Here is a 21,303-nt window from a genome sequence, read left to right as displayed (position 1 = left end):
TGGCCGTTGTTGGCTCTGGCCCCCGTGATTTCTCCTGTTAGATTGCGGGCTATGCAAGCCGTAACCTCACGTCCCCTGCCAATGGTGCTGTTCGCGCTGGCCTCGCTGCTGCCTTTGGTGCTGTTGGGCGCAGGTGTGGTGTGGGGGGCGTGGTGGTGCGTGGCGGGGCTGGTCTATATGACCGGATTTGCCGCGTGTTTGGACCAGATCAGCGGTTGGTTTCTGGGCGACGCGCCGGAGGGGGCGGAGTTTCCGGCGGCGGATGCGTTGTTGGTGGTGCTAGCTGTGGGGGCGCTGGGGTTGATGCCTGCCGCCGTCTGGGCGGTGGCGGGGCAGAGCGGGCTTTCGGCTGGCGCGCGGGTCGCGGTGTTTGTCGGCGCGGGGCTGTGGCTGGGCCAAGTCGCGAACCCGGCGGCACATGAGTTGATCCATCGGCCGGGGCGCGGGCAGTTTCGACTGGGCGCGCTGGTGTATTGCTGGCTGCTGTTCGGCCATCACACCTCGGCGCACCGTTTGGTGCATCATCGCCATGCTGCGTCAGCGCAAGACCCGAACACCGCACGATCGGGTGAGGGCTACTATGCGTTTCTTGTGCGGGCCTGGGGGGGCAGTTTTCGGCACGGCTGGGCGGCGGAGGATGCCCTGCGCGGGCGCGGCAAGGCCAGTCTGCAAAAGAACGGGCTGCATCCCTATGCGGTTTATATTGGGGTGGCGGGGCTGTGTCTGGCCTTGGGTTTCACGATTGCCGGGGTTTGGGGGGCATTGGCTTGGGCGGCGCTGGCGGCACATGCGCAAAGCCAGTTGATGCTGTCGGATTATGTGCAGCATTATGGGCTGACGCGAGCGGTCAAGGCGGATGGGCGGTTGGAGCCGGTCTCAGCCCGGCACAGTTGGAACGCGCCGCATTGGTTTTCCTCGGCCTTCATGCTGAACGCGCCGCGCCATTCCGATCACCATGCGCATCCCGCCCGCCCCTACCCTGCCTTGCGACTGCCGAGGGCTGCGGACGCGCCGCATTTGCCGTGGCCGCTGCCGCTGGCCTGTATGATCGCGCTGTGTCCTCCGCTCTGGAAGCGCGCGATCCGTCCGCATCTGAAGCACTGGCAGTAGCGGACACGAAGCTGTCACTGGATTTCTCGCTGGGCTGCGGGCAGGATCACTGCAACGGAGATTACCATGCGTCCTTGCCTCGCCCTCGCCTTCCTCGCGTTTGCCGCCCCGGTTTTGGCCGAAACGCCCCCCCCACCCAGGGTTGTCCCGCCTAACCCACCCATGACCGCAGCGGCGTTTGAAGCCTATGTGACGGGAAAAACCTTGACCTATGCGCTGGACGGCACGGTGTACGGCACTGAACAGTATAAACCGGATCGTAAGGTGGTTTGGGCCTTCACCGAGGATGAATGCCGCGAGGGCTATTGGTACGAGAAGGGCCCGCAGATTTGCTTTGTCTATGAAGATCCGAATGATCCGCAATGCTGGCTGTTCTTCATGGGCAGCGCCGGGATGAAGGCCGAGTTCATCGGGGATGGTGTGGGGTCTGATCTGTCCGAGGTGGCGCAAAGTGCCGGGCCGATGGGTTGTATGGGGCCGCAGGTCGGGGTTTGATCTGAGCAGTGAGGCCGCCTCGGGGGCCATCGAGGCCCCGCTCTGCGGCGCTGCCGGGGGATGATTGGCTACCTTGGGTTTGAGTTGCAGCGGCAGAAGCCTGCGGCGCGAGTATTTCAAAAAGAGCAAACCTGAAGCAGTTGCTCTTTTTGAAATACTCCCCCCGGAGGGTCCTACCTCGTAGCCATACCTCTGATTTCAGACTTGGGCCCCTACGGCTCCGCGCTAGAATTTCACGCTTGAAATTCGGCTGGTGAGCCGATGCTTAAAACAAACTGCCTTGCTCTGGGCCACCCGGTTTGGATTTTTTCGCCGCGCGCGGGCCTAAGGTGACTCGGCCGTCGGCGAATTCGATCTCTAGGGCTAGGGCTTTTTCAGCAACGGTTTTGCTGGTGACGACATGGCCGTCGCCGCGCACCACGGCGTAGCCGCGTTTGAGGGTTTCAGCATAACCCAACGTGGTGCGGGTGCGGTCTAGCGCGTCGAGGCGTTGCGACAGGCGGACGAGGCGTTGGGTCGGGGCGACTTGCAGGCGGGTGTCGAGGGCTGCCAGTTTGGCGCGGCCTTCGGCGGTTTTGCGGGTGGCGTCGCTGATCAGACGGGTGAGCGCGGGGGCGAGGCGCGAGGCCCATTTGTCGAAGCTGGCGTGTTTGCGTTCTTGTGCCCGAGCGGTGCGGTCGTTCAGGCGCAGATCCGCGTTGCTGAGTGCCTCGGCGCGGCGGGCGATCAGGGCCAGCAGGGCTTCGGGGCGTAGGCGTGAGGCAATGGTGGCATAGGTGCCGCGTTTCTTGGCGGCGGCGATGCCCAGCGCGCCACCGAGGCGTTGTCCAGCCGTATCAAGGCGTTGGCGGGGGGTGGCGAGCAGGCTCTCCAAGCGTGGCAGCGCGCGGGTTAGGTCGCGCAGGCGTTGGTCGCGGCGTTGCAGGGTTTGGGCGACGCCGCGAGATTGGCGGGCGGTGAGGGCATCGAGGCTGGCGATCAGGTCTAGGCGCACGGGCACCGCCAGTTCGGCGGCGGCGGTGGGGGTGGGTGCGCGCAGGTCTGACGCGTAGTCGATCAGGGTGGTGTCGGTTTCATGGCCGACGGCCGAGATCAGGGGGATTTCTGACGCTGCCGCTGCCCGGACGACGATTTCCTCGTTGAAACCCCAGAGGTCTTCGAGGCTGCCGCCGCCACGCGCGACGATGATCAGGTCGGGGCGCGGGATCGGGCCGCCGGGCGCGATGGCGCTGAAGCCTTTGATGGCGGCTGCGACTTCGGTGGCACAGTTCTGGCCTTGCACAGCGACGGGCCAGATCAGCACATGACGGGGAAAACGATCACGCAGGCGGTGCAGGATGTCGCGGATCACCGCGCCGCTTGGCGAGGTGATAACGCCGATCACTTCCGGCAGGTAGGGGATCGGCTTTTTGCGGGCGGGGTCGAACAGGCCTTCAGCGCTGAGGGCGGCCTTGCGTTTTTCCAGCATCGCCATCAAAGCGCCAGCACCTGCCGGGGCGACATCATCGACGATCAGTTGGTATTTTGACTGGCCGGGGAAGGTGGTCATCCGCCCGGTGGCGATCACCTCCATGCCTTCTTCAGGGCGGACCTGCATCTTGGCGACCTGGCCCTTCCACGACACGGCGTCGAGGCTGGCGCGATCATCTTTCAGGGCGAAATAGAGATGGCCCGAGGCGGGGCGGCTGACGCGGCCCACCTCGCCGCGCACGCGGACTAGGCCAAATTCACCCTCGATCACCTTTTTCACCGCGCCGGAGAGTTCCGAGACGGTGAATTCAGGGGAGTTGGACGGTGCGGGGGTGTCTTCGAATAGATCGGTCATGGGCGAAGTTTCGCATGAAACCTTACGATAGAAAAGCCGTCGCGGATTGCCGTTTAGGCATCACCTTGCGGATCGCCCCAGTGACGGCCTATGAAAATAATGGAGCCAATTGCGAGAAAAGCCAACGCAATGCCGAACCTGATTGCGACACCGGATTGCGCCCAATCACCCATTGTAGCCACTGCGACCCCCATTCCGAGTGCCACAAATGCTTGGTTCCTGCGGCGTGCCTGCAAACGTGTTGGCCAAATATTTCGCGCTGGAATACCGGCGAACTCTTGCTGATACAAATCAACCGCGCGCTGATAGGCTGGGTTATGGACAAAAAACAATGAACCCTTATGGGGCATAGCTGCGCGAACTGACCATCGTTTGATCTCAGTGAACGCGCTTGAGTTTGGGGTGTCCCGCGCTTGAACGAACGTGATGAGCGGAGAAGGCAATAGTGGGCCGTCTGCAATATCGCACAGATACCGAAACTTACGGTATTCTTGCATCGCAATGGCGCAACTTTCTTTGCTAAGGCCGAAAGTCTTGCGAAGGCTCTCGGATATCGCCCACTCAAGGGTTAGGTCGCCCGTTACAAGGGAACTCGGCGCGGCGAGGATTTCTTGCCATCGTTTATCGTCCTGCATTGCCACCTCGCACATCGCCGCACTTGTTCAACCGCAAGCACCACCTTATGAAGCCTGCATCCACAAGCCAAGCGGAGGCAGCTTATGAACATCCTTATTCTGGGGTCAGGCGGGCGCGAACATGCTTTGGCTTGGGCGGTGAAGCAGAACCCGAAGACGGATCGGCTGATTGTGGCACCGGGCAATGCCGGAATTGCGATGCTGGCGGAATGTGCGGATTTTGACATTCTTGATGGCGCCGAAGTGGTGGCGTTCTGCGCCGAAAATGCGATTGATTTTGTGATTGTCGGGCCGGAGGCTCCGCTGGCGGCTGGGGTGGCGGATGCGACGCGGGCGGCGGGGTTTCTGACATTCGGGCCGAGTGCGGAAGCGGCGAAGCTGGAGGCCTCGAAGGGGTTTACCAAGGAGATTTGTGACGCATGTGGCGCGCCTACGGCAGCCTATGCGCGGTTTGATCAGGCCGAGGCGGCGAAGGCGTATATCCGGGCGCAGGGCGCTCCGATTGTCGTCAAGGCCGATGGCTTGGCGGCGGGCAAGGGCGTGATTGTGGCGATGACCGAAGGCGAGGCCCTCGCTGCGATTGACGATATGTTCGGCGGCGGGTTCGGGGCTGCTGGCGCGGAAGTGGTCATTGAAGAATTCATGACCGGCGAGGAGGCGTCGTTCTTCGTGTTGACCGATGGCGTCCATGCTTTGCCGATTGGCACGGCGCAGGATCACAAGCGGGTGGGCGACGGCGATACCGGGCCGAATACCGGCGGGATGGGGGCGTATTCGCCTGCTCCGGTGCTGACCGATGCGGTGGCACAGCGCGCGATGAATGAGATCGTTTTGCCGACGATTGCAGAGATGGCGCGGCGCGGCACGCCCTATCAGGGCGTGCTTTATGCGGGCCTGATGATCAAGGACGGTCAGGGGCGGCTGGTGGAGTATAACGCGCGGTTTGGCGACCCGGAGACGCAGGTGCTGATGATGCGCTTGGGTGCGCAGGCGTTGGATTTGTTGTTGGCCTGTGCCGAGGGGCGGCTGGACCACGCGCAGGTGAATTGGGCGGATGATCATGCGATTACCGTGGTGATGGCGGCGAAGGGTTATCCGGGGGCGTACCGGAAGGGTTCGGCGATCGAAGGGCTGGAGCGGATGCCCGAGGACAGCCGTCACATGGCGTTTCACGCGGGCACGGCGATGAAGGACGGTCAGGTTGTTGCCAACGGCGGTCGGGTGCTGAACATCACTGCACGAGGCGATAGTTTGGCTGATGCGCGCAACCGGGCCTATGCAATGATTGACCTGCTGCGCTGGCCGGAGGGGTTCTGCCGCTCTGACATCGGTTGGCGGGCGCTGTAGGCGAATTCCGTAGCGGAATTCGTCCACGGAATTCGCGCGAATTCCGCTGCAGCCTGTGGTTGCAGCGCGAAATGCCGACGATTCGATGCAAATTGCACTGAAAACAGTTCTCTGGCATAGTCATCTCTGTTCTGTTGTAGGGTCTTGCCTGCGTATCGCTGATATTGTTGCTCGTTTGGGTTGCAATTAACCAAAGGTGGCTGATTTGGCCGAACCTAACCTTACCCGTTCCGCGACGGGAACGACTGGCGATGATGTGCTGAACGTGCAGCAGGTGTTCACGGCGGGCGAGAAAGTCGCCACTGGCGCGGTGCGCAGCTACTTCACCACCCTGACGGGATATTCCGGCGACGATACGTTGACGGGCTGGCAAGGCCCGGCAAATTGGCCCACCTTTGCCACTGCCGGGCGGCTGCCGGACGAGAGTTTGACCCTGCGCACGGTGCTGTTGGGCGGCAATGGTCAGGATATGCTGATCTCGGCCAAGCGGTTTGCCGGGCTGACCGCAGCGCAAGAGGCGGCCTATAGCCTTGCCGAAACCCTGTCGGGTGGCTTTGGCAATGACAGCTACGAATTGAACCATACCGATGTCACCTTGATCGAGGTGGCGAATGGCGGCAGTGATCAAGTGATTGTCACGCCTAGCTATTTGCTGCGCGCGGCGGCTTTGGGACGCAGCGGCGTCGACATGGCCTTGATGGTGAATATCGAAAATCTGACCTTGCAGGGAGGCCGGGACTTTAATGTCGACGGCTCGGATCTGGCCAATAAGATTTATGGCAATCTGGGCGGCAATCGTCTGCTGGGGGGCTTGGGCAAGGACTCACTTTATGGCGGCGGCGGCGCGGATCAACTGTGGGGCGACAGCGGGCTGTTGGCAGGCCCCGGCGGCGATGATCGGCTGTTTGGTGGCACCGACGCCGATACATTGTGGGGTGAGGCGGGCAACGACTATCTCGATTCCGGCTATGATGCGGATTGTCTCTATGGCGGCGACGGTGACGATACCCAAAACGGCAATGTCGGCGATGACAGCCTGTTTGGTGGCGCGGGACATGATTCTCTGATCGGGCTGAATGGCTTGGATTGGCTGAGTGGTGATGCGGGCCATGATCAGCTGTTCGGTGGCCGCGACAGTGATGTGCTGTCGGGCGGCGATGGCGACGATACTCTGCATGGCGGCTCGGAAGACGATACGCTGGAGGGGGGCAGCGGCAATGATCTGTTGCTGGGCGATGGCGGCATTGATGTGATGCGCGGCGGCTTGGGCGATGATGTGTATGTCATGGATCGCGCGGCGGATCAGGTGGTTGAGCTGGGGGGCGAGGGCTACGACATCGTGCGCTCCTCGGTGATCGCGCTGAGTGGCGGTGATTTGGCGCAGGTGGAGGTTTTGCAACTGCAGGGCGCGCAAAACCTCGATCTGTCGGGCGGTGGTCAGGTCATCCTGATGATCGGCAATGCGGGGCGCAACACGCTGACCTCGGGCGGGATGGACGGCGAAAGTCTGTATGGCGGCGCGGGCAATGACGTGCTTTTGGCGCTGACCGCGTTCAATCGGGTGGAGCTCTATGGCGGCAGCGGCGATGATCGCTACTTTCTGTATGACCCGGCGCTGGATCATGTGCATGAGGCGGCAGATCAGGGCTTTGATGTGGTCGAGACCGAGAGCGCTTCACTGGATGCCAGTTCGGCTGCGGATTATGGCCAGAATATCGAAGTGCTGCGGTTGCTGGGCACGGCGCTGCTGGATCTGACCGGCGGCGGTGCGGTTCAGAGGTTGGAGGGCAACGCCGGGGCGAATCATCTGACTGGTGTGGGCAATGCTGAATATCTCAGCGGTGCGGCGGGCAATGATACGCTGGATGGCGGGGCTGGCAATGACACGTTGAGTGGTGGCGCGGACACGGACGAGTTGCATGGCGGCGCGGGCATTGACCGCTTTGTGTTCGATCTGATCGGCAGCGGCGGCGTCGATTATCTCGATGATTTCGAGCTGGGCGATGTGTTGGACCTAAATGATGCGTCGGCAACGGTTGGCCCCGGCCTGCCGCTGATCGGCGCGAGCATTGGCATCTACAATTCGATGGCAGTGTTGCTGTACGAGTTCGATTTCAACGGTGATGCCACGGTCGATCTGGCGTTCTATTCCCGCAACGTGATCGGACTGACGGACTTGCTGGCGGGGTTTGGGTAAATCCCTTGCGTGGCACGGGCTGGCATCTGGACCGTGCGACGGGTGCGCCCTTGAGTTGTCCGTAGGGGATGCCGCAGAGATATGGCTAGTATGCGGTTCAGTCACCACCTGCATTTCAACGAACGTTGATATTTGACCTGACAAACCTGCCGTGCGGATGCGGGCACGCAACCACTTCTTCGCAATTTGCGTGGATTAACGAGGCCCGAAATGCCCAACCCAATTCCAGTCGGCCCAGAAAACTTGGTTGCTGGCTGGCCATCGGCGGCAGCGTTGTTTGCGCCAATCGTGTCCGAACTCAGCGATGGCCGCTTTGCCGGCGTTTGGTTTCAGTCGAGCGATGCGTCGCCGCAAAAGGTCTGGACATGCATACTCAATCCAGACGGCACCTTTGCAACGGCCCCACTTCTGTCGAGCCAATAGGAACAGAAAGCATCACCCTGGCCACAGTTACGACACTAGAAAATGGGCGGTTTGTCGTCTCTTGGCGGGATGAAACTTTTGTCGGTCCGGATAGGGCGAGCCTTGCCTTCAAGCACCAAGTTTTTGCTCTGGACGGAACGCCAGTGGGCACAAAAACCGTTGTCGCTTCATCGCCGACACACCATCTGGGTTCGGAAAACACGACAATGCTTCCCGACGGACGCTTCATGACAATTTGGTCAGATGACGGCTCTGCCGATCAGGGACATATTGGCAGTCTAAACGGCCAGATATTTACCGATGCCGGCGTCGCGGACTCTGCGGTCCTCACCTTTGCGACGTCGCCCCGTGGTTTTGGTCGCCGTCACTCTGTTGCTATGCTGCCGGATGGAGGTCTCGCATTGAGCTGGGATAGCGACCCCGCAGGATTTTCAGTTCAGATCATCAATGCTGACGGGACACTGTCGGGCCTGACCCAGCATTTCACCACTTCTACCGCTGGAGGGGGGGGCGTATGTGCAGATCGCCGCACTGGTAAACGGAGACCTCGTCGTTGCATGGCAGGAACAATCCACCAGCGGGGGCGATCTTCAGTTGGCTCCCTGCATGCCCAACTGCTGGATGGCAACGGCGAAGCAATCGGCCCACAGTTTCAAATAAGCGCGACGACATCAGACAATCAGACTGACGTTGAGATCAAGGCGCTTCCCGACGGGCGGTTTGTGGCAGTCTGGTATTCAATAGCGTCCGACTTCTCTATCGAAGGTCAGGTTTTTAATGCTGATGGCACTATGTCCGGCACCGAGTTCCACGTCGCTTCGGCCGGAGCCAATGGCTATATCAGCGGGCTAGCGTTGCAAGTTTTGTCCGATGGACGCTTTACCGTGAGCTGGCAGGATGACGAGGCACATGCGCGAATTTATGATCCGCGTGTTTTAGCCATGCATTTGGAAGGTAAGGCTGGCAACGACACGCTGTTTGGCTGCGCCGCCAACGACACCATTGCCCGGAATGCTGGCAATGACATCCTTTATGGCCGCACCGGAAACGACGGACTCTTTGGCAGCGATGGAAATGATCAGGTCTATGGAGGAAACGGCAGCGACTTGATTTATGGCGGTGCGGGCGCTGACGTGTTGAGCGGTGAAAATGATGGCGACGTTCTTTTCGGAGACGTCGGTAGCGACACTATGGACGGTGGCACCGGAAACGACAGCCTTGTGGGCGGCGCGGGTGACGACACTTATCCGATCGAAACGGCGTTGGACCGGATTTTCGAGCTGGTCAACGAGGGAGTGGACGAGATTATCGCTTCAACCACTGGAATCGACCTGACCAGCTTCGCCAATGTCGAAAAGGCCAAGTTGGACGGGGATCAGAAACTCAACCTGACTGGCTCTGCTGTTGGCAATGGATTGATTGGCAACGGCGGGGCGAACGACACTGATGCTGGCGCGGGGGCGGATTTCTTTGTGTTCCGTTCGGCGGCTGAGGCGGGCTTGGGGGGCGGCGGCGTTCAGTGGGGCGCGGCAGGTGCGCTATGACATTGGCATCCGTGCGATCTCGGGTGACAACGTTGGCAGTGGTGTGGCGGATTGGCAGATTGTGCTGCTGAACAAGCCGGTGCTGACGGCGATTGATCTGATCCTGTAAGCCTTGCCCTCGCGGGTGCTTCTGTTATGAAGCCCGCGATTTGAATGGCGGGAAAAGGCGTACCATGCCGCTTCTGGTGATGAAATTTGGCGGCACCTCGGTGGCCGACCTCGCGCGGATCGAAAATGCCGCGAAAAAGGTGCAGGCCGAGGTCGCGCGCGGCTATGACGTGATTGTCATCGTCTCGGCGATGTCGGGGGAAACCAACAAGATGGTTGGTTTCGTGGAAGGCACCTCAAAGCTGTATGATGCGCGCGAATATGACGCGGTGGTGTCGAGCGGCGAGAATGTGACGGCGGGGCTGATGGCGTTGCGGTTGCAAGAAATGGGCATCGCAGCGCGGTCTTGGCAGGGTTGGCAGGTGCCGATCAACACCACCTCCGCCCATTCCAGCGCACGGTTCATCTCGATCCCGCGCGAGCATATCGACGCAAAGTTTGCTGAGGGCTTCAAGGTGGCCGTGGTCGCGGGCTTTCAGGGCGTGTCGGCTGAGGGCCGGATCACCACCTTGGGGCGTGGCGGGTCGGATACCACGGCGGTTGCCTTTGCGGCGGCATTCGGGGCGGAGCGGTGCGATATTTATACGGATGTGGACGGGGTCTACACCACTGACCCGCGCATCACCAATAAAGCCCGCAAGTTGGACAAGATCGCGTTTGAGGAAATGCTGGAGCTGGCATCCTTAGGCGCGAAGGTGCTGCAAACCCGCTCGGTTGAACTGGCGATGCGCTATAAGGTGCGGCTGCGGGTGTTGTCCTCGTTTGAGGATACCGATGAAAACTCTGGAACGCTGGTCTGCGACGAGGATGAGATCATGGAATCGAAAGTAGTTTCTGGCGTGGCGTATAGCCGGGATGAGGCCAAGGTGACGCTGGTGCGGGTCGAGGATCGCCCCGGCATCGCGGCGGCGATCTTTGGGCCGCTGGCCGAGGCTGGCGTCAACGTCGACATGATCGTGCAGAATATCTCGGAAGTTGAGGCTGGCAGCAGCAAGGGCGCGACCACCGACATGACGTTCTCTTGCCCGGTCAATCAGGTGGCGCGGGCGCAGAAAGCGATGGAGGATGCTGTCGCGGCGGGCACGATCACTTATGATGGCATCGTGGTGGACAGTGATGTCGCGAAGATTTCCGTGGTGGGGATCGGGATGCGGTCTCATGCTGGCGTTGCCGCGACGATGTTCAAGGCGCTGTCGAAAGAGAACGTCAATATCAAGGTGATCGCGACGTCTGAGATTAAGATCTCGGTGCTGATCGACCGGAAATATATGGAGCTGGCGGTGCAGGCTTTGCACGATGCTTTTGAGCTTGAAAAGGCCTGAGAGGATCTTTTCGGTTGAGAAATGGACGCCGGGTGGCTTGGCTGCCCGGCGTTTTTCTATGTGGTCCCGAGTTGGGACCGGATAGAGTTTTGTTTGTTATCAGTTGTTTGAACTTTTAGGTTCAGGGTTTGTTAACCCCTGCCCGCCACACATACCGCCCCGGTCCTTGCGCAGCGAGGATCAACAATCCGCCGGCGATAGACCAGTTTTTCACCATGATGGTGATTTGCCACGGATCGGCGCGGAGTTGGTAGTGGAAGTAGCTGGTGAAGAGACAATAGGCGGCGAGGATCAGCGCCCAAGCACGCACGTTAGGGCCGAAGATCAGGCCAAGGGCGGCGATCAGATTGAAGGCGGCTGTGGGCCAGACCAGCCATGCGGGCAGGCCGATGGAGGTGATCATCTCGGCGACCGGGGCGGGGTCGCCGAGTTTTTGCAGCGCGCCACCGAGGAACAGCACAGCGATCAGGATGCGGCCGGTCAGGTTGAGGGCGTCGTTCATCTTGAGAGTGTCATTCATCGGCGGCAGGATTGCAGAGTACGGCGGTTCGGACAAGCTGGTTGTCGGCGGGCAGGCAAGCACGCTTGCGTGTGGGCAGCGCGGCTTTCCCGCTGCCCTGCGGGCCTTAGTATGGCACCTCGAACTGCGACTTGCCCAGCGAGGCTAGCACCACCACCTTGCAGCCATCTTGCACCCGGTCGTGCAGGTCGATCACGTCTTGATCGAGCATACGGATGCAGCCCGAGGACACGGATTTTCCGAGGTATTTTGGCTCACATGCGCCGTGGATGCGGTAAAGCGTGTCTTGGCCGTTCTGGAACAGATAGAGCGCGCGGGCGCCCAAGGGGTTGCCGGGGCCACCGGGCATCCCGCCATTGGCGACGGAATAGGGCGCAAATTCCGGGCGGCGCTCGATCATCGAATCCGGGGCTTTCCAGACCGGCCATGTGCGGCGGAACTGCATGCGCGCGATACCGTTCCAACCGTAGCCAGCGGCACCGACGCTGACGCCGTAGCGCAACGCACGGCCCGGTTCGGTGACGAGATGCAGAAACGCGGCATCTGGATCGACGATGATGGTGCCGGGGGGCTCGGCGGGGAACGGGTTCTCGACCTCTTGCCGCCAGAGTTTTTCATCGACCACGCCATCGGGCACGGCGGGGACCGGATGTGGCTCGGTGTAGATCGCGCCATAGCGGGCCGGCATCGGCGGTGGCGGTGGTGGCGGGATCACTTCGGAGGGGTTCGGGGCGCAGGCGGCGAGCGATGCGGCGGAAGCCGCGGCCATGAAGGCGCGTCGGGTGAGCATGGGGGTATCCTTATCGGCTGGAGTTTGAGCAGAACGGGGCCGCGATCAGGCGCGGCAGTGGCGTTCAGGCCAGCCTTGGCGGGCCGAGGGGCAGCGCGGGTTTGTGGCCGATCTTTGGTGGCCATGCGGCGGGGTGAACCGTCGTCGCCGGGGCGTTGAAGGCGAGTGTCAGCTCGGTTGGCCAAACCACCAGCGCCGGGTTGCAGGGCGAGCCGGGCAAGGCCGGACCTTTGCAACGGCTTTGCGCCGAGGCGAAGGTTTTCTCGCTGGGGGTGGCTGCGACGGCTGCGTCATCAAGCTGCGCAGAGATCACCGCGACGGCGCGCAGGCCTGTGTTGAACGGGCCTGTGTTGAACGGGTCTGTGCCGAATTTGGCGGTAAAACTGCCGAAAGGCAGCAGCGCCAACACGGTCAGCAGCAGGAAAAGGCGAGTCAACATCGACATGAGGTTTACCTGCCATGAGAGGGCTGGGGTGTCGAGGGGCCGGGGCGGCGATCTTACGCCGAGGGTGATCACCTGTTGTCACATGGCCGTGAGGCCGGCACGCTTGCGCGCAATTCTGCCGCGATTGCTGCGGCTTCGGGCGGTTTTTACGCAGACGGGTGATAAACTCGCCCGCGACAACGGTTTGCCCACTGACTTTTGTCACATAACTCGCCTATAGAGAGCAGATTGGATTTGATCGGATTGAGGCTATGCCCGCAGAGCGCAGTGACAGTGACAGTCGTAAACTTCTCCGCCGCCTGCGCGATGTGCTGGGCACCAAGGCGAAGGGGCAAGAGCGGCTTGACCAGATCACCCATCTGATCGCGGATTCCATCGGCACCGAAGTGTGCTCGATCTATCTGTTCCGCGACCCCGAAACGCTGGAGCTCTGTGCGACGGAAGGGCTGAAGAAAGCCGCCGTACATAAGACCCGGATGAAGCTGGGTGAGGGTCTGGTCGGTCGGGTGGCGCGAATTGGTCTGCCGGTGAACACGGCTGATGCGCCCTCTGAAAAAGGCTTTCGGTTTATGCCGGAAACCGGTGAGGAGCTGTATTCGGCCTTCCTTGGCGTGCCGATCCAGCGGGTGGGTGAAAAGCTGGGCGTCTTGGTGGTGCAATCCAAGCAGGCGCGGGCCTATTCGGAAGATGAGATCTACGCGCTGGAAGTGGTGGCGATGGTTTTGGCCGAGATGACCGAGCTTGGCGCGTTCTCGGGTGAGGGCGGCGGCGGCATGGGGCGGTTGCACAAGCAGCCGGTGCTGTTTCGTGGCACCAGCGGGCAAGAAGGTGCGTCCGAGGGCCGGGTCTGGCTGCACGAGCCGCGCGTGGTTGTCACCAATCCGGTGGCGGATGATCCATTGACCGAGATTGACCGCATCCGCGAGGCTGTGGGGGTGTTGCGGGTATCTGTGGATGATCTGCTGGCGGCGGAAAGCCTGGACAAGGATCAAAAGGCGGTGCTGGAGGCCTACCGGATGTTTGCCCATTCGCGCGGCTGGTTGCGGCGGATGGAGGAGGATATTTCCTCGGGCCTGTCTGCCGAAGCGGCGGTGGAAAAAGAGCAATCGGCGACACGGGCGCGGTTAAGTCAGGTGCCAGATGCCTATTTGCGCGAGCGACTGCATGATCTGGACGATCTGTCGAATCGGCTGCTGCGGATTTTGACCGGGCAAGGCAAGGATACCGGGGCAGAAATGCCGGACAATCCGGTGCTGGTGGCGCGCAATATCGGGCCTGCGGAATTGCTGGAATATGGCCGCAAGCTGAAGGGACTGGTGCTGGAGGAAGGCTCGGTTGGCAGCCATGCCGCGATTGTGGCGCGGGCGCTGATGATCCCGATGGTCATTCACGCCGAGCGGATCACCAATGAAGCACTGAACGGCGATCCGATCTTGGTCGACGGCGATCAGGGCATTGTACATTTGCGACCCGAAGACGCGGTGGCGCGCTCGTTCCGCGGCACGATGGCGATGCAGGCGAAGGCGCAGGAACGCTATGCCTCGCTGCGCGACCTGCCTGCGACGACGCGCGACGGGGTGACGGTTGCCTTGCATATGAACGCCGGGCTGATGGCGGATTTGCCGTCTCTGGTGGGCTCGGGGGCCGAAGGGGTCGGGCTGTTCCGCACTGAATTGCAGTTTCTGGTGCGCAATTACATGCCGCGCCGCGATGAATTGGCGGCGCTGTATTCTCGGGTGATTGAGGCGGCCAAGGGCCTGCCGGTGGCGTTTCGCACGCTGGATATCGGCTCGGACAAGGTGCTGCCCTATATGAAGCCGCAGGACGAGCCAAACCCGGCGATGGGCTGGCGGGCGATCCGGGTGGGTTTGGACAAGCCGGGTGTGCTGCGGATGCAGTTGCAGGCGCTGATCCGGGCTTCGGCGGGGCGTCCTTTGGCGATCATGTTTCCGTTCGTGTCTGAGCATGGCGAATTTGTTGAGGCGCGTGCGCATGTGCTGCGCGAGATTCATCGAGAGAAATCTCTGGGCCATGCGGTGCCTTCCGCGCTGGAAGTTGGCGCGATGCTGGAGACGCCGAGTTTGGCCTATGCGCCGGATGCGTTTTTTGAGATGGCGGATTTTATCTCGATTGGCGGCAATGATCTGAAACAGTTTTTCTTCGCGGCAGATCGGGAAAATGAGCGGGTGAGAAAGCGCTATGACTCGCTGAACGCCTCGTTCCTGACGTTCCTGGAAGTGGTGATTGCGCGCTGTGCAAAGGCGGGGACCAAACTGTCGTTCTGTGGCGAGGATGCCGGGCGGCCCGTTGAGGCGGTAGCCTTTGCGGCGATAGGACTGCGGAATTTGTCGATGCGTCCGGCCTCGATTGGCCCGGTGAAGGCTTTGCTGCGGCGGGTGGATTTGAGTGAGGCGCGGGCAGTGATTGACCGCGCGCGGAGTGAGGGGGCCGAGACGATCCGGCCTGCGCTGATGGAGTACTTGGCGTCAGTGGGGGAGTGAGGGGATTGGTTGGGGCGGATGTAGTCTTGTGGGCGATGGGCAGTTAACAAGATCATCGTTCATAGACTAATTGCGACATACCAACAATTTGAGTGATCAATGGATTTGCTGAGCGAAATAAGCGAGCATTGGGGCTGGTCAGGACTTAAAGCCATTGAAATCGCCGGGCAAAATGAGTTCGGCAACTTTCTGATTGAACACGAAGATGGGTCTTTTTGGCGGATATGTCCTGAAGAACTGGGGTGTGAAGTCGTAGCAAAGAACGCCGGTGAATTTTCCCGATTGACCAAAAATCATGACTTTCTCTTGGATTGGGAGATGTCTGAGCTTGTAGAGTTGGCTCGGCGAAACCTTGGGGCATTGGAAGCAGGTTGGGTTTATTACCTCGTTATTCCAAGCGTGTTTGGTGGGGAGTACGAAGCTACAAACATTCGAGCGGTTCCCTTGGGGGAACTGATTGAGTTTTCGGGCAACTGGGCCTTGGCCGTAAAGGACTTGCCCGATGGGGTGCAGGTTGAAGTACGGATCATAGACTGAATCATAAAACTCTGATGGCGCAATGCAATGGTTGCCCCCCGCGCACAACACAGGGCAGCGCCTGACCGCCGGGTGGGCGCGGCGACCGCTGTTCTAAGCGGTTTATGGGTCAGCCAATCCCCCAGAAGTTCTAAGCGGGACAGCGCAGAAGCGCCCGCCCGTGGGGGCGGTCGGGCGCTGCCCGGCGGCGCAAGCGCCTTGCTTCCGGGCGGGGACTTTACCTGAAAGGGTGCGGCTTAGGTCTCGGTGCGGCCTGTGCTGGCTCGATCCTGCTCGTAGTGCTTGAGCGGAAATTCTGGCAGCCATGTCTCGCGGCGGAGGGTCCAGAGTTCGTAGGTCGGGGTGAATTGGTTCGGGGCGTCTAGTGTGCCGAGATAGACCTCGATCTCATCACCGCTGCGGGCGAAGACGGGGGAGCCGCAGGTGGGGCAGAAGTTGCGGTCCTTGTAGGCGCGGAACTCTCCGGTGATCGTCACGGCGGTTTCAGGGAAGATCGCCGAGGCGTGGAATAATGCGCCGTGGTGTTTGCGGCAGTCGAGGCAGTGGCAGATCCCTACGCGGTAGGGCTCGCCTGTGGCTACGATGCGCAGTTGGCCGCAGAGGCAGCCGCCGGTGAATGTGGTCATGTCGGCCTCCGTGGAGTCAGGCTTTGGTGATTTTCGGCGGCAGGGTGGCTTTGGCGAAGGCGGCGACCACGGCTTCGCCGCCTTGGGTTTCGGCCAGACGCATCAGCGCGAAACGGATGCGGGCCATTTCGCGGTAATAGCTGAGGAAGGCCGCGTTCAGGGCAGCACCCGAGACGGCTCCCAATACGGGCACGGCTTGGGCGGCTAGTTTTTGGCCCATGGTCGCGGCAAGCCGGGGGGCGACGGTTGCGATGAGTTTTTGGATCGCGGGGCCGGTCAGGGTCATCCGCGCCGACAGGAAGGCGGCGTTGACACCGTCGTCGCCTTGCAGCGGGGTGCCTGCGGCGAAAACCTCAAGACAGGCGGCGCGGATGCCCGGTTCCGTGGGATCAAACCCGGCGCGGATCGCCTCGGCCCGGATCGTATGCAGCATCAAGGTGATGGTGACGGGGAGTTCGGCGAGCGAGGTCAGCAAGCCGCCTGCCCCACCAGCGGCCCCGGTCGCCATGGCGGCGAAGGTGCTGGCCCGCCCGCCCATCTTCGGGCCTTGATCGGCGAGGCCTGCGAGGCCGTGGGCGGCGGTCAGCGCGCGGATCACCACCTGTTCGATCTGGGTACGCAAAGCATCGGGGATGAGCGCGGCTTGTTTTTCCAACCCACCACCGATTTTGTTCACCAGCGTCATCAGCGGGCCATTGGCACGCTTGTAGGCGCGGGCCAGCTCGGCGATTTCGGTGTCGGCAGAGGGGGCGCGCAGGGCGGGAAGTTGGGTCATAGCCGTAATGTGGGGGGTTTACGCGGCTTCGGCAAGAGTGCTGATCAAGTAGGGGATCAGGCTTGCGGCAGGGTCGCGCCACTGGCCTTGATGACATGGCCCTTGATGCCATCCCAAGCGCCCTTTTTCAGCTCTAATCCCAGCACGCGGTCGGGGTTAGTCGGCGGCGGCATCACCACGCCGTCGAGCTTTTTGAAACCGAAGCGGGAGTAATAGGGCGCGTCGCCGACCAGAAGCACGCGCTCCCATCCCAAGCGGCGGGCTTCGACAAGGCTTTCGTTGATCAACAGGCCACCGAGGCCCTCGCTTTGGCGGGTGGGATGGACGGCAATCGGGCCGAGCAGCAAAACGTCTTCACCATCTTCGCCATCGCCCTCGTCGATCTCAGCGGGCCAATAGCGGATGGCGGCGGCCAAGGTGCCGTCTTCATCGCGCAGGATCAGGCAGAGCGCCGCGACGGTGGGCACGCCATCGCGCAGGCGGTAGGAAGACAAAGCGGTGCGACCGGGGGAAAAGCACAGATCATAAAGCGCCTCGACTTCCCACCAGTCAGCCTCGACTTCTTCTTCAAGCTGATACACGGGCGGCCCTTCCAGAATCATCTGGAAACGCGGGTAACATGGGATAGATGCAGGATCAAACCTGAAGGGGATGTGGATGTTTTATGAGCCGAAGGTGGGGCCCCGAAATGGCGGGCTGCCGCATAATCCGTTCAAGGCGATTGTGGCACCGCGTCCGATTGGTTGGATTTCGACGCGCGGCGGATTGGGGGACAATTTGGCACCCTATTCGTTTTTCAACGCGGTGAATGATGCGCCGATGCAGGTGATGTTTGCGGGCGGGATGAAGGATTCGATCTCTAACCTGCGCGAGACGGGGGCGTTTGCGGTGAATGTGGTGGCCGAGAGTATGATCGCCGAGATGAACGCCAGTTCGGAAAGTGTGGCGCGCGGGGTGGATGAGTTTGCGCGGGCCGGGGTGGAGAAGGCGGAATGTGTGGCGATTGATTGCCCGCGGGTGGCGATGGCTCCGGCGGTGTTGGAGTGCCGCTTGGTGCATTTGCTGGAGTTGGCGGGCGAGAACTGGATGGCGGTGGGGGAGGTTGTCGGCGTGCATATCCGCGAGGAATATCTGCGCGCAGGGCGGTTTGATCTCGGCTTGGTGCGGCCTGTGGCGCGGTTGGGCTATATGGATTACGCGGTTGTGAGAGAACCGTTTGAATTGCGGCGGCCGGATGAGTGAGGGGCCGAGCGGCACTTGGTCATCCTCTGTGCGCAAATATCCCCGCCGGAGGCATGCTCCGCTTGCCACAGCAGCGCGACGCGCAGGAGTATTTAGGCAATGTGAAAGCAAATTATAGATAAATTTTAGAGAATTAGGGTCTGTTGATGTTCATCTTGTGCGCATCACGGTTGCCGCGAGGGAGATGAACGCGCTGAAGCTTTCGTCTGTTTTGCAGCAGCGCATGGCGATGCCTCTGTATTCCTTTAGTTTTCCGAAGAAGTTCTCGATCAGGTGCCGCCATGTGTAGGTGTGGCGGTCGAACTCCGCCGGGAAGCGGCGGTTGCATTTAGGGGGTATGACCGCTTCGATCCCTGCGCCGGTCAGCGCATCGCGCAGCCAGTTGGCGTCGAAGGCGCGATCCGCGAGGAACTGGCCGCAGGACAGCCCTTCGATCAGGGCCGCGGTGCCACGCAGGTCGTGCGCCTGTCCGGGCAGCAAGCGGAAGTCGATCATGTTGCCGAGTGCGTCGGTCAGGGCCATGATCTTGGTGGTTATGCCGCCGCGAGAACGTCCGATGGCCTGGCTCTGAGTCCCCCTTTTGCGCCCTGACCGTGGCGGTGGACCTTGACGATACTGCCGTCGATCATGGCGTATTCGAAGTCGGCATCTTCGGCCAACATCCTGAACATACGATAGAATGCGTCGGCCTTCACCCATCTGCGGAACCGTTTGAAGACTGAGTTCCACTTCCCGAAATCCTCGGGCAGGTCGCGCCAAGGGCAGCCGGTGCGCGCGCTCCAGAGAACGGTCTCGACAAAAAGGCGCGGATCAGGTCCCGTGCGACCGGGATCACATTCCCGGCCAAGACAGTGCGGGGCGATGGTTTCCCATTGGGCGTCGGTCAAAGCGGTGCGGATCAAAGTTGCCTCCCATTTGGCAACCTTGAATCACTCAGAAACTGATGTGGGAATCCTCAAACGTCAACAAACCCTAGCGGCGCTGGGTGAAGAAGGTCTTTAGCAAGGCCTCGGACTCGGCGGCGTTGATGCCGTCGTAGATTTCGGGGATGTGGTGGCATTGCGGGTGACTGAACACCCGCGCGCCGTGGAGGGTGCCGCCGGATTTGGGATCGGCAGCGCCGTAGTACAGGCGGGCGATGCGGGCGGCGGAGACAGTACCTGCGCAGATTGGGCAGGGTTCTAGGGTGACATAGAGGTCGTATCCGGGGAGGCGTTCGGAGTTTGCGAGGCGGCAGGCCTCGCGGATGGCTAAGACTTCGGCATGGGCGGTGGGGTCGCAAAGCTCGCGGGTACGGTTTCCGGCGGCGGCGATGATTTGGCCGTCTTTGACCACGACCGCGCCAATGGGGACTTCACCGCGCGCGCCTGCGGCACGAGCTTCGCTTAGGGCGGCGTCCATGAAGGTTTTGAACACCGTGCTTGCCCCTTGGCGGTTGAGAGAATAGTTTGATCCAATAGCCCGCATGTCGCGCGCTGAGCCCGTTGAAGGATAAGAGACTATGGCCGAGAATACAAATCCCCCGAAATCTGCACCGAAGATCGCTGGCCCCAAGGTTGAGGGCCCCCGGACTGAAGGCAAAGCCGTTGAGCGGAAGTCTGCGGTGGCGGCGAAGCCTGCGGCGGGAACGCCGGAGGGCGACCGGATTGCCAAGGTTTTGTCTCGGGCTGGGGTGGCTTCGCGACGGGAAGCCGAGCGGATGATCGAGTTGGGGGAAGTTTCGGTCAATGGCAAGGTGATTACTTCGCCGGCGCTGAACGTGACCTCAAAGGATAAGATTGTGGCGCGTGGTGTGGTGGTGGGCGAGCCGGAGCAGGCGCGGTTGTGGCTGTATTACAAGCCGGACGGGCTGGTGACTTCGGAAAGCGATGAAAAAGGCCGCGAGACGGTGTTTGACAATCTGCCCGCCGAATTGCCACGGGTGATGTCGGTGGGGCGGCTGGATTTGAACTCGGAAGGCTTGTTGCTGCTGACCAATGACGGCGCGTTGAAGCGGCGGTTGGAGCTGCCCTCGACCGGGTGGCTGCGGAAATATCGTGTGCGGGTGAATGGCAATCCGGTGGACCCGGATCTGGAGCCGTTGCGCAAGGGCATCGTGGTTGAGGGCGAGCGGTTTCAACCGATGATCGTGGTGATTGACCGGATTCAGGGTGCCAATGCTTGGCTGACGGTGGGTTTGCGCGAGGGCAAGAACCGCGAGATCCGCCGCGCGATGGCCGCGATTAACCTGACCGTGAACCGGCTGATCCGTGTCAGCTACGGACCGTTCCGGCTGAACGATTTGCAGCCGGGTGAGGTTGATGAGGTCAAGGGCAAGGTTTTGCGCGATCAACTTGGCCAAGGGGCGACGGTGGATGAGGATGCGCCGAAGCGGACGCGGACACCTCGGCCTGCGTCGCGGACCACGACGGGCAAGGCTGAGGGTTCGGCTTCGGGCAAAAGATTGAAGGCGGGTGAGGGGCTGAAGCAGTTGTCAGAGGCTTGGGGTGAGGCGGTAAAGCCGCGCACATTCGGGACGGCGGCGAAAAAGGCCGAGGCTGAGGCGGGCAAGCCGCGTAGCTTTGGCACGGCGGCCAAGAAGGCTGAAGGCGGGGCTTTGCGGCCGACAAAACCAGCGGCGAAGCGGGCGACGCCGACGCGCGGTGGGCCTACGGGGCCGAAGCCTGCGGGCGGGCGGCCAAAGCGCGGTGCCTGAATGCGATAATTCCCCGTTTGTGCCCTCTGGCATGGCGGCGCGGCTGTGCCTATAGTCATGAGGTTCCCGGTGTTCGGGTAGGAGGCGTCATGTCTGCCAAGGGTCTGGAATCGGGCGCGTTTATGCTGTTGCTGGCGCTGATGGTCTATGTCGCAATCACTGGAGC

General features: G+C 61.4%; 19 protein-coding genes and 1 pseudogene. 10 read left to right on the top strand and 10 right to left on the bottom strand.

The window, feature by feature from the left end; all coding sequences use genetic code 11:
• Positions 1–51: 51 nt before the first annotated feature.
• Positions 52–1,110 carry an alkane 1-monooxygenase gene (locus tag AKV04_RS06610; protein WP_235815556.1) on the top strand — a complete coding sequence of 353 codons (1,059 nt, stop codon included), beginning with the start codon at positions 52–54 and terminating at the stop codon, positions 1,108–1,110.
• A 66-nt stretch (positions 1,111–1,176) separates the two neighbouring features.
• On the top strand, positions 1,177–1,605 hold the full coding sequence (locus AKV04_RS06605; protein ID WP_054005663.1) for a hypothetical protein: 429 nt from the start codon (positions 1,177–1,179) through the stop codon (positions 1,603–1,605).
• 265 nt (positions 1,606–1,870) lie between these two features.
• Here the strand turns inward: AKV04_RS06605 and xseA are convergent, their stop codons facing one another.
• Positions 1,871–3,430, bottom strand: a complete 1,560-nt coding sequence (gene xseA, locus AKV04_RS06600; protein ID WP_054005662.1) for an exodeoxyribonuclease VII large subunit — start codon at positions 3,428–3,430, stop codon at positions 1,871–1,873.
• Between the two features lie 53 nt (positions 3,431–3,483).
• On the bottom strand, positions 3,484–4,065 hold the full coding sequence (locus tag AKV04_RS06595; RefSeq protein WP_156317404.1) for a glycine-rich domain-containing protein: 582 nt from the start codon (positions 4,063–4,065) through the stop codon (positions 3,484–3,486).
• A gap of 84 nt (positions 4,066–4,149) precedes the next feature.
• Between AKV04_RS06595 and purD the strand changes: the two genes are divergently transcribed.
• The 4 genes from purD (at position 4,150) to AKV04_RS06570 (ending at position 11,006) form a co-directional block, all read left to right on the top strand.
• Positions 4,150–5,412 (top strand): phosphoribosylamine--glycine ligase, encoded by a 1,263-nt coding sequence (gene purD, locus AKV04_RS06590; protein ID WP_054005660.1) that lies wholly within the window; start codon positions 4,150–4,152, stop codon positions 5,410–5,412.
• Positions 5,413–5,617: 205 nt separating this feature from the next.
• Positions 5,618–7,609 (top strand): calcium-binding protein, encoded by a 1,992-nt coding sequence (locus AKV04_RS06585; protein ID WP_162232841.1) that lies wholly within the window; start codon positions 5,618–5,620, stop codon positions 7,607–7,609.
• A gap of 365 nt (positions 7,610–7,974) precedes the next feature.
• On the top strand, positions 7,975–9,576 hold the full coding sequence (locus AKV04_RS26080; protein WP_156317403.1) for a calcium-binding protein: 1,602 nt from the start codon (positions 7,975–7,977) through the stop codon (positions 9,574–9,576).
• A gap of 173 nt (positions 9,577–9,749) precedes the next feature.
• Complete coding sequence (locus AKV04_RS06570; RefSeq protein ID WP_054005656.1) at positions 9,750–11,006, top strand: aspartate kinase; 1,257 nt, start codon at positions 9,750–9,752, stop codon at positions 11,004–11,006.
• A gap of 121 nt (positions 11,007–11,127) precedes the next feature.
• Here the strand turns inward: AKV04_RS06570 and AKV04_RS06565 are convergent, their stop codons facing one another.
• From AKV04_RS06565 to AKV04_RS06555, 3 genes are all read right to left on the bottom strand, one after another.
• Complete coding sequence (locus tag AKV04_RS06565) at positions 11,128–11,562, bottom strand: DoxX family protein (RefSeq protein WP_407638406.1); 435 nt, start codon at positions 11,560–11,562, stop codon at positions 11,128–11,130.
• 70 nt (positions 11,563–11,632) lie between these two features.
• Positions 11,633–12,316 (bottom strand): L,D-transpeptidase, encoded by a 684-nt coding sequence (locus AKV04_RS06560; RefSeq protein ID WP_054005655.1) that lies wholly within the window; start codon positions 12,314–12,316, stop codon positions 11,633–11,635.
• A gap of 64 nt (positions 12,317–12,380) precedes the next feature.
• Positions 12,381–12,761, bottom strand: coding sequence for a hypothetical protein (locus tag AKV04_RS06555; RefSeq protein WP_054005654.1), 381 nt, complete (start codon positions 12,759–12,761; stop codon positions 12,381–12,383).
• A 251-nt stretch (positions 12,762–13,012) separates the two neighbouring features.
• Between AKV04_RS06555 and ptsP the strand changes: the two genes are divergently transcribed.
• Both ptsP and AKV04_RS06545 read left to right on the top strand, forming a co-directional pair.
• The gene (gene ptsP / locus AKV04_RS06550) at positions 13,013–15,262 is read left to right on the top strand and encodes a phosphoenolpyruvate--protein phosphotransferase (protein ID WP_054005653.1); all 2,250 of its coding nucleotides are present in this window, start codon (positions 13,013–13,015) and stop codon (positions 15,260–15,262) included.
• Positions 15,263–15,361: 99 nt separating this feature from the next.
• The gene (locus AKV04_RS06545; protein WP_054005652.1) at positions 15,362–15,799 is read left to right on the top strand and encodes a T6SS immunity protein Tdi1 domain-containing protein; all 438 of its coding nucleotides are present in this window, start codon (positions 15,362–15,364) and stop codon (positions 15,797–15,799) included.
• 236 nt (positions 15,800–16,035) lie between these two features.
• On the opposite strand, the gene AKV04_RS06540 is transcribed toward AKV04_RS06545, so the two are convergent.
• From AKV04_RS06540 to AKV04_RS06530, 3 genes are read right to left on the bottom strand one after another with little or no spacing between them, the layout of a single operon-like run.
• A complete protein-coding gene (locus AKV04_RS06540) occupies positions 16,036–16,425 on the bottom strand; it encodes a GFA family protein (protein WP_054005651.1) in 390 nt (129 codons plus the stop codon).
• Between the two features lie 16 nt (positions 16,426–16,441).
• Positions 16,442–17,200: an EcsC family protein gene (locus AKV04_RS06535; protein WP_156317402.1), complete on the bottom strand. Its 759-nt coding sequence runs from the start codon at positions 17,198–17,200 to the stop codon at positions 16,442–16,444.
• A 56-nt stretch (positions 17,201–17,256) separates the two neighbouring features.
• The gene (locus AKV04_RS06530; protein ID WP_054005866.1) at positions 17,257–17,781 is read right to left on the bottom strand and encodes a GNAT family N-acetyltransferase; all 525 of its coding nucleotides are present in this window, start codon (positions 17,779–17,781) and stop codon (positions 17,257–17,259) included.
• 76 nt (positions 17,782–17,857) lie between these two features.
• Between AKV04_RS06530 and AKV04_RS06525 the strand changes: the two genes are divergently transcribed.
• Positions 17,858–18,442, top strand: coding sequence for a flavin reductase family protein (locus tag AKV04_RS06525; protein WP_054005865.1), 585 nt, complete (start codon positions 17,858–17,860; stop codon positions 18,440–18,442).
• Positions 18,443–18,592: 150 nt separating this feature from the next.
• Here the strand turns inward: AKV04_RS06525 and AKV04_RS25415 are convergent.
• Both AKV04_RS25415 and AKV04_RS06510 read right to left on the bottom strand, forming a co-directional pair.
• Positions 18,593–19,329 (bottom strand): annotated as a pseudogene (locus tag AKV04_RS25415) (IS5 family transposase).
• 85 nt (positions 19,330–19,414) lie between these two features.
• On the bottom strand, positions 19,415–19,843 hold the full coding sequence (locus tag AKV04_RS06510; protein ID WP_054005862.1) for a nucleoside deaminase: 429 nt from the start codon (positions 19,841–19,843) through the stop codon (positions 19,415–19,417).
• A 100-nt stretch (positions 19,844–19,943) separates the two neighbouring features.
• Between AKV04_RS06510 and AKV04_RS06505 the strand changes: the two genes are divergently transcribed.
• A complete protein-coding gene (locus AKV04_RS06505) occupies positions 19,944–21,137 on the top strand; it encodes a pseudouridine synthase (protein WP_082351542.1) in 1,194 nt (397 codons plus the stop codon).
• The last annotated feature ends 166 nt before the right edge of the window (positions 21,138–21,303 follow it).

Source organism: Cypionkella psychrotolerans (assembly GCF_001294535.1).
In the GTDB taxonomy this organism is placed as follows: Bacteria; Pseudomonadota; Alphaproteobacteria; order Rhodobacterales; family Rhodobacteraceae; genus Cypionkella; species Cypionkella psychrotolerans.
Note: the sequence above shows the minus strand (reverse complement) of the source record. Positions and strands in the feature narration are given on the sequence as shown.

Bases quoted from the DNA above. Each gene is read 5' to 3' on its own strand.
- AKV04_RS06570 (WP_054005656.1), top strand. From the start codon at position 9,750: ATGCCGCTTCTGGTGATGAAATTTGGCGGCACCTCGGTGGCCGACCTC.
- AKV04_RS06610 (WP_235815556.1), top strand. From the start codon at position 52: ATGCAAGCCGTAACCTCACGTCCCCTGCCAATGGTGCTGTTCGCGCTG.
- AKV04_RS06505 (WP_082351542.1), top strand. From the start codon at position 19,944: ATGGCCGAGAATACAAATCCCCCGAAATCTGCACCGAAGATCGCTGGC.
- AKV04_RS06510 (WP_054005862.1), bottom strand. From the start codon at position 19,843: ATGGACGCCGCCCTAAGCGAAGCTCGTGCCGCAGGCGCGCGCGGTGAA.
- AKV04_RS06605 (WP_054005663.1), top strand. From the start codon at position 1,177: ATGCGTCCTTGCCTCGCCCTCGCCTTCCTCGCGTTTGCCGCCCCGGTT.
- AKV04_RS06525 (WP_054005865.1), top strand. From the start codon at position 17,858: ATGTTTTATGAGCCGAAGGTGGGGCCCCGAAATGGCGGGCTGCCGCAT.
- AKV04_RS06535 (WP_156317402.1), bottom strand. From the start codon at position 17,200: ATGACCCAACTTCCCGCCCTGCGCGCCCCCTCTGCCGACACCGAAATC.
- ptsP (WP_054005653.1), top strand. From the start codon at position 13,013: ATGCCCGCAGAGCGCAGTGACAGTGACAGTCGTAAACTTCTCCGCCGC.
- xseA (WP_054005662.1), bottom strand. From the start codon at position 3,430: ATGACCGATCTATTCGAAGACACCCCCGCACCGTCCAACTCCCCTGAA.
- AKV04_RS06595 (WP_156317404.1), bottom strand. From the start codon at position 4,065: ATGCAGGACGATAAACGATGGCAAGAAATCCTCGCCGCGCCGAGTTCC.
- AKV04_RS06560 (WP_054005655.1), bottom strand. From the start codon at position 12,316: ATGCTCACCCGACGCGCCTTCATGGCCGCGGCTTCCGCCGCATCGCTC.
- AKV04_RS06540 (WP_054005651.1), bottom strand. From the start codon at position 16,425: ATGACCACATTCACCGGCGGCTGCCTCTGCGGCCAACTGCGCATCGTA.
- purD (WP_054005660.1), top strand. From the start codon at position 4,150: ATGAACATCCTTATTCTGGGGTCAGGCGGGCGCGAACATGCTTTGGCT.
- AKV04_RS26080 (WP_156317403.1), top strand. From the start codon at position 7,975: ATGCATACTCAATCCAGACGGCACCTTTGCAACGGCCCCACTTCTGTC.
- AKV04_RS06545 (WP_054005652.1), top strand. From the start codon at position 15,362: ATGGATTTGCTGAGCGAAATAAGCGAGCATTGGGGCTGGTCAGGACTT.
- AKV04_RS06555 (WP_054005654.1), bottom strand. From the start codon at position 12,761: ATGTCGATGTTGACTCGCCTTTTCCTGCTGCTGACCGTGTTGGCGCTG.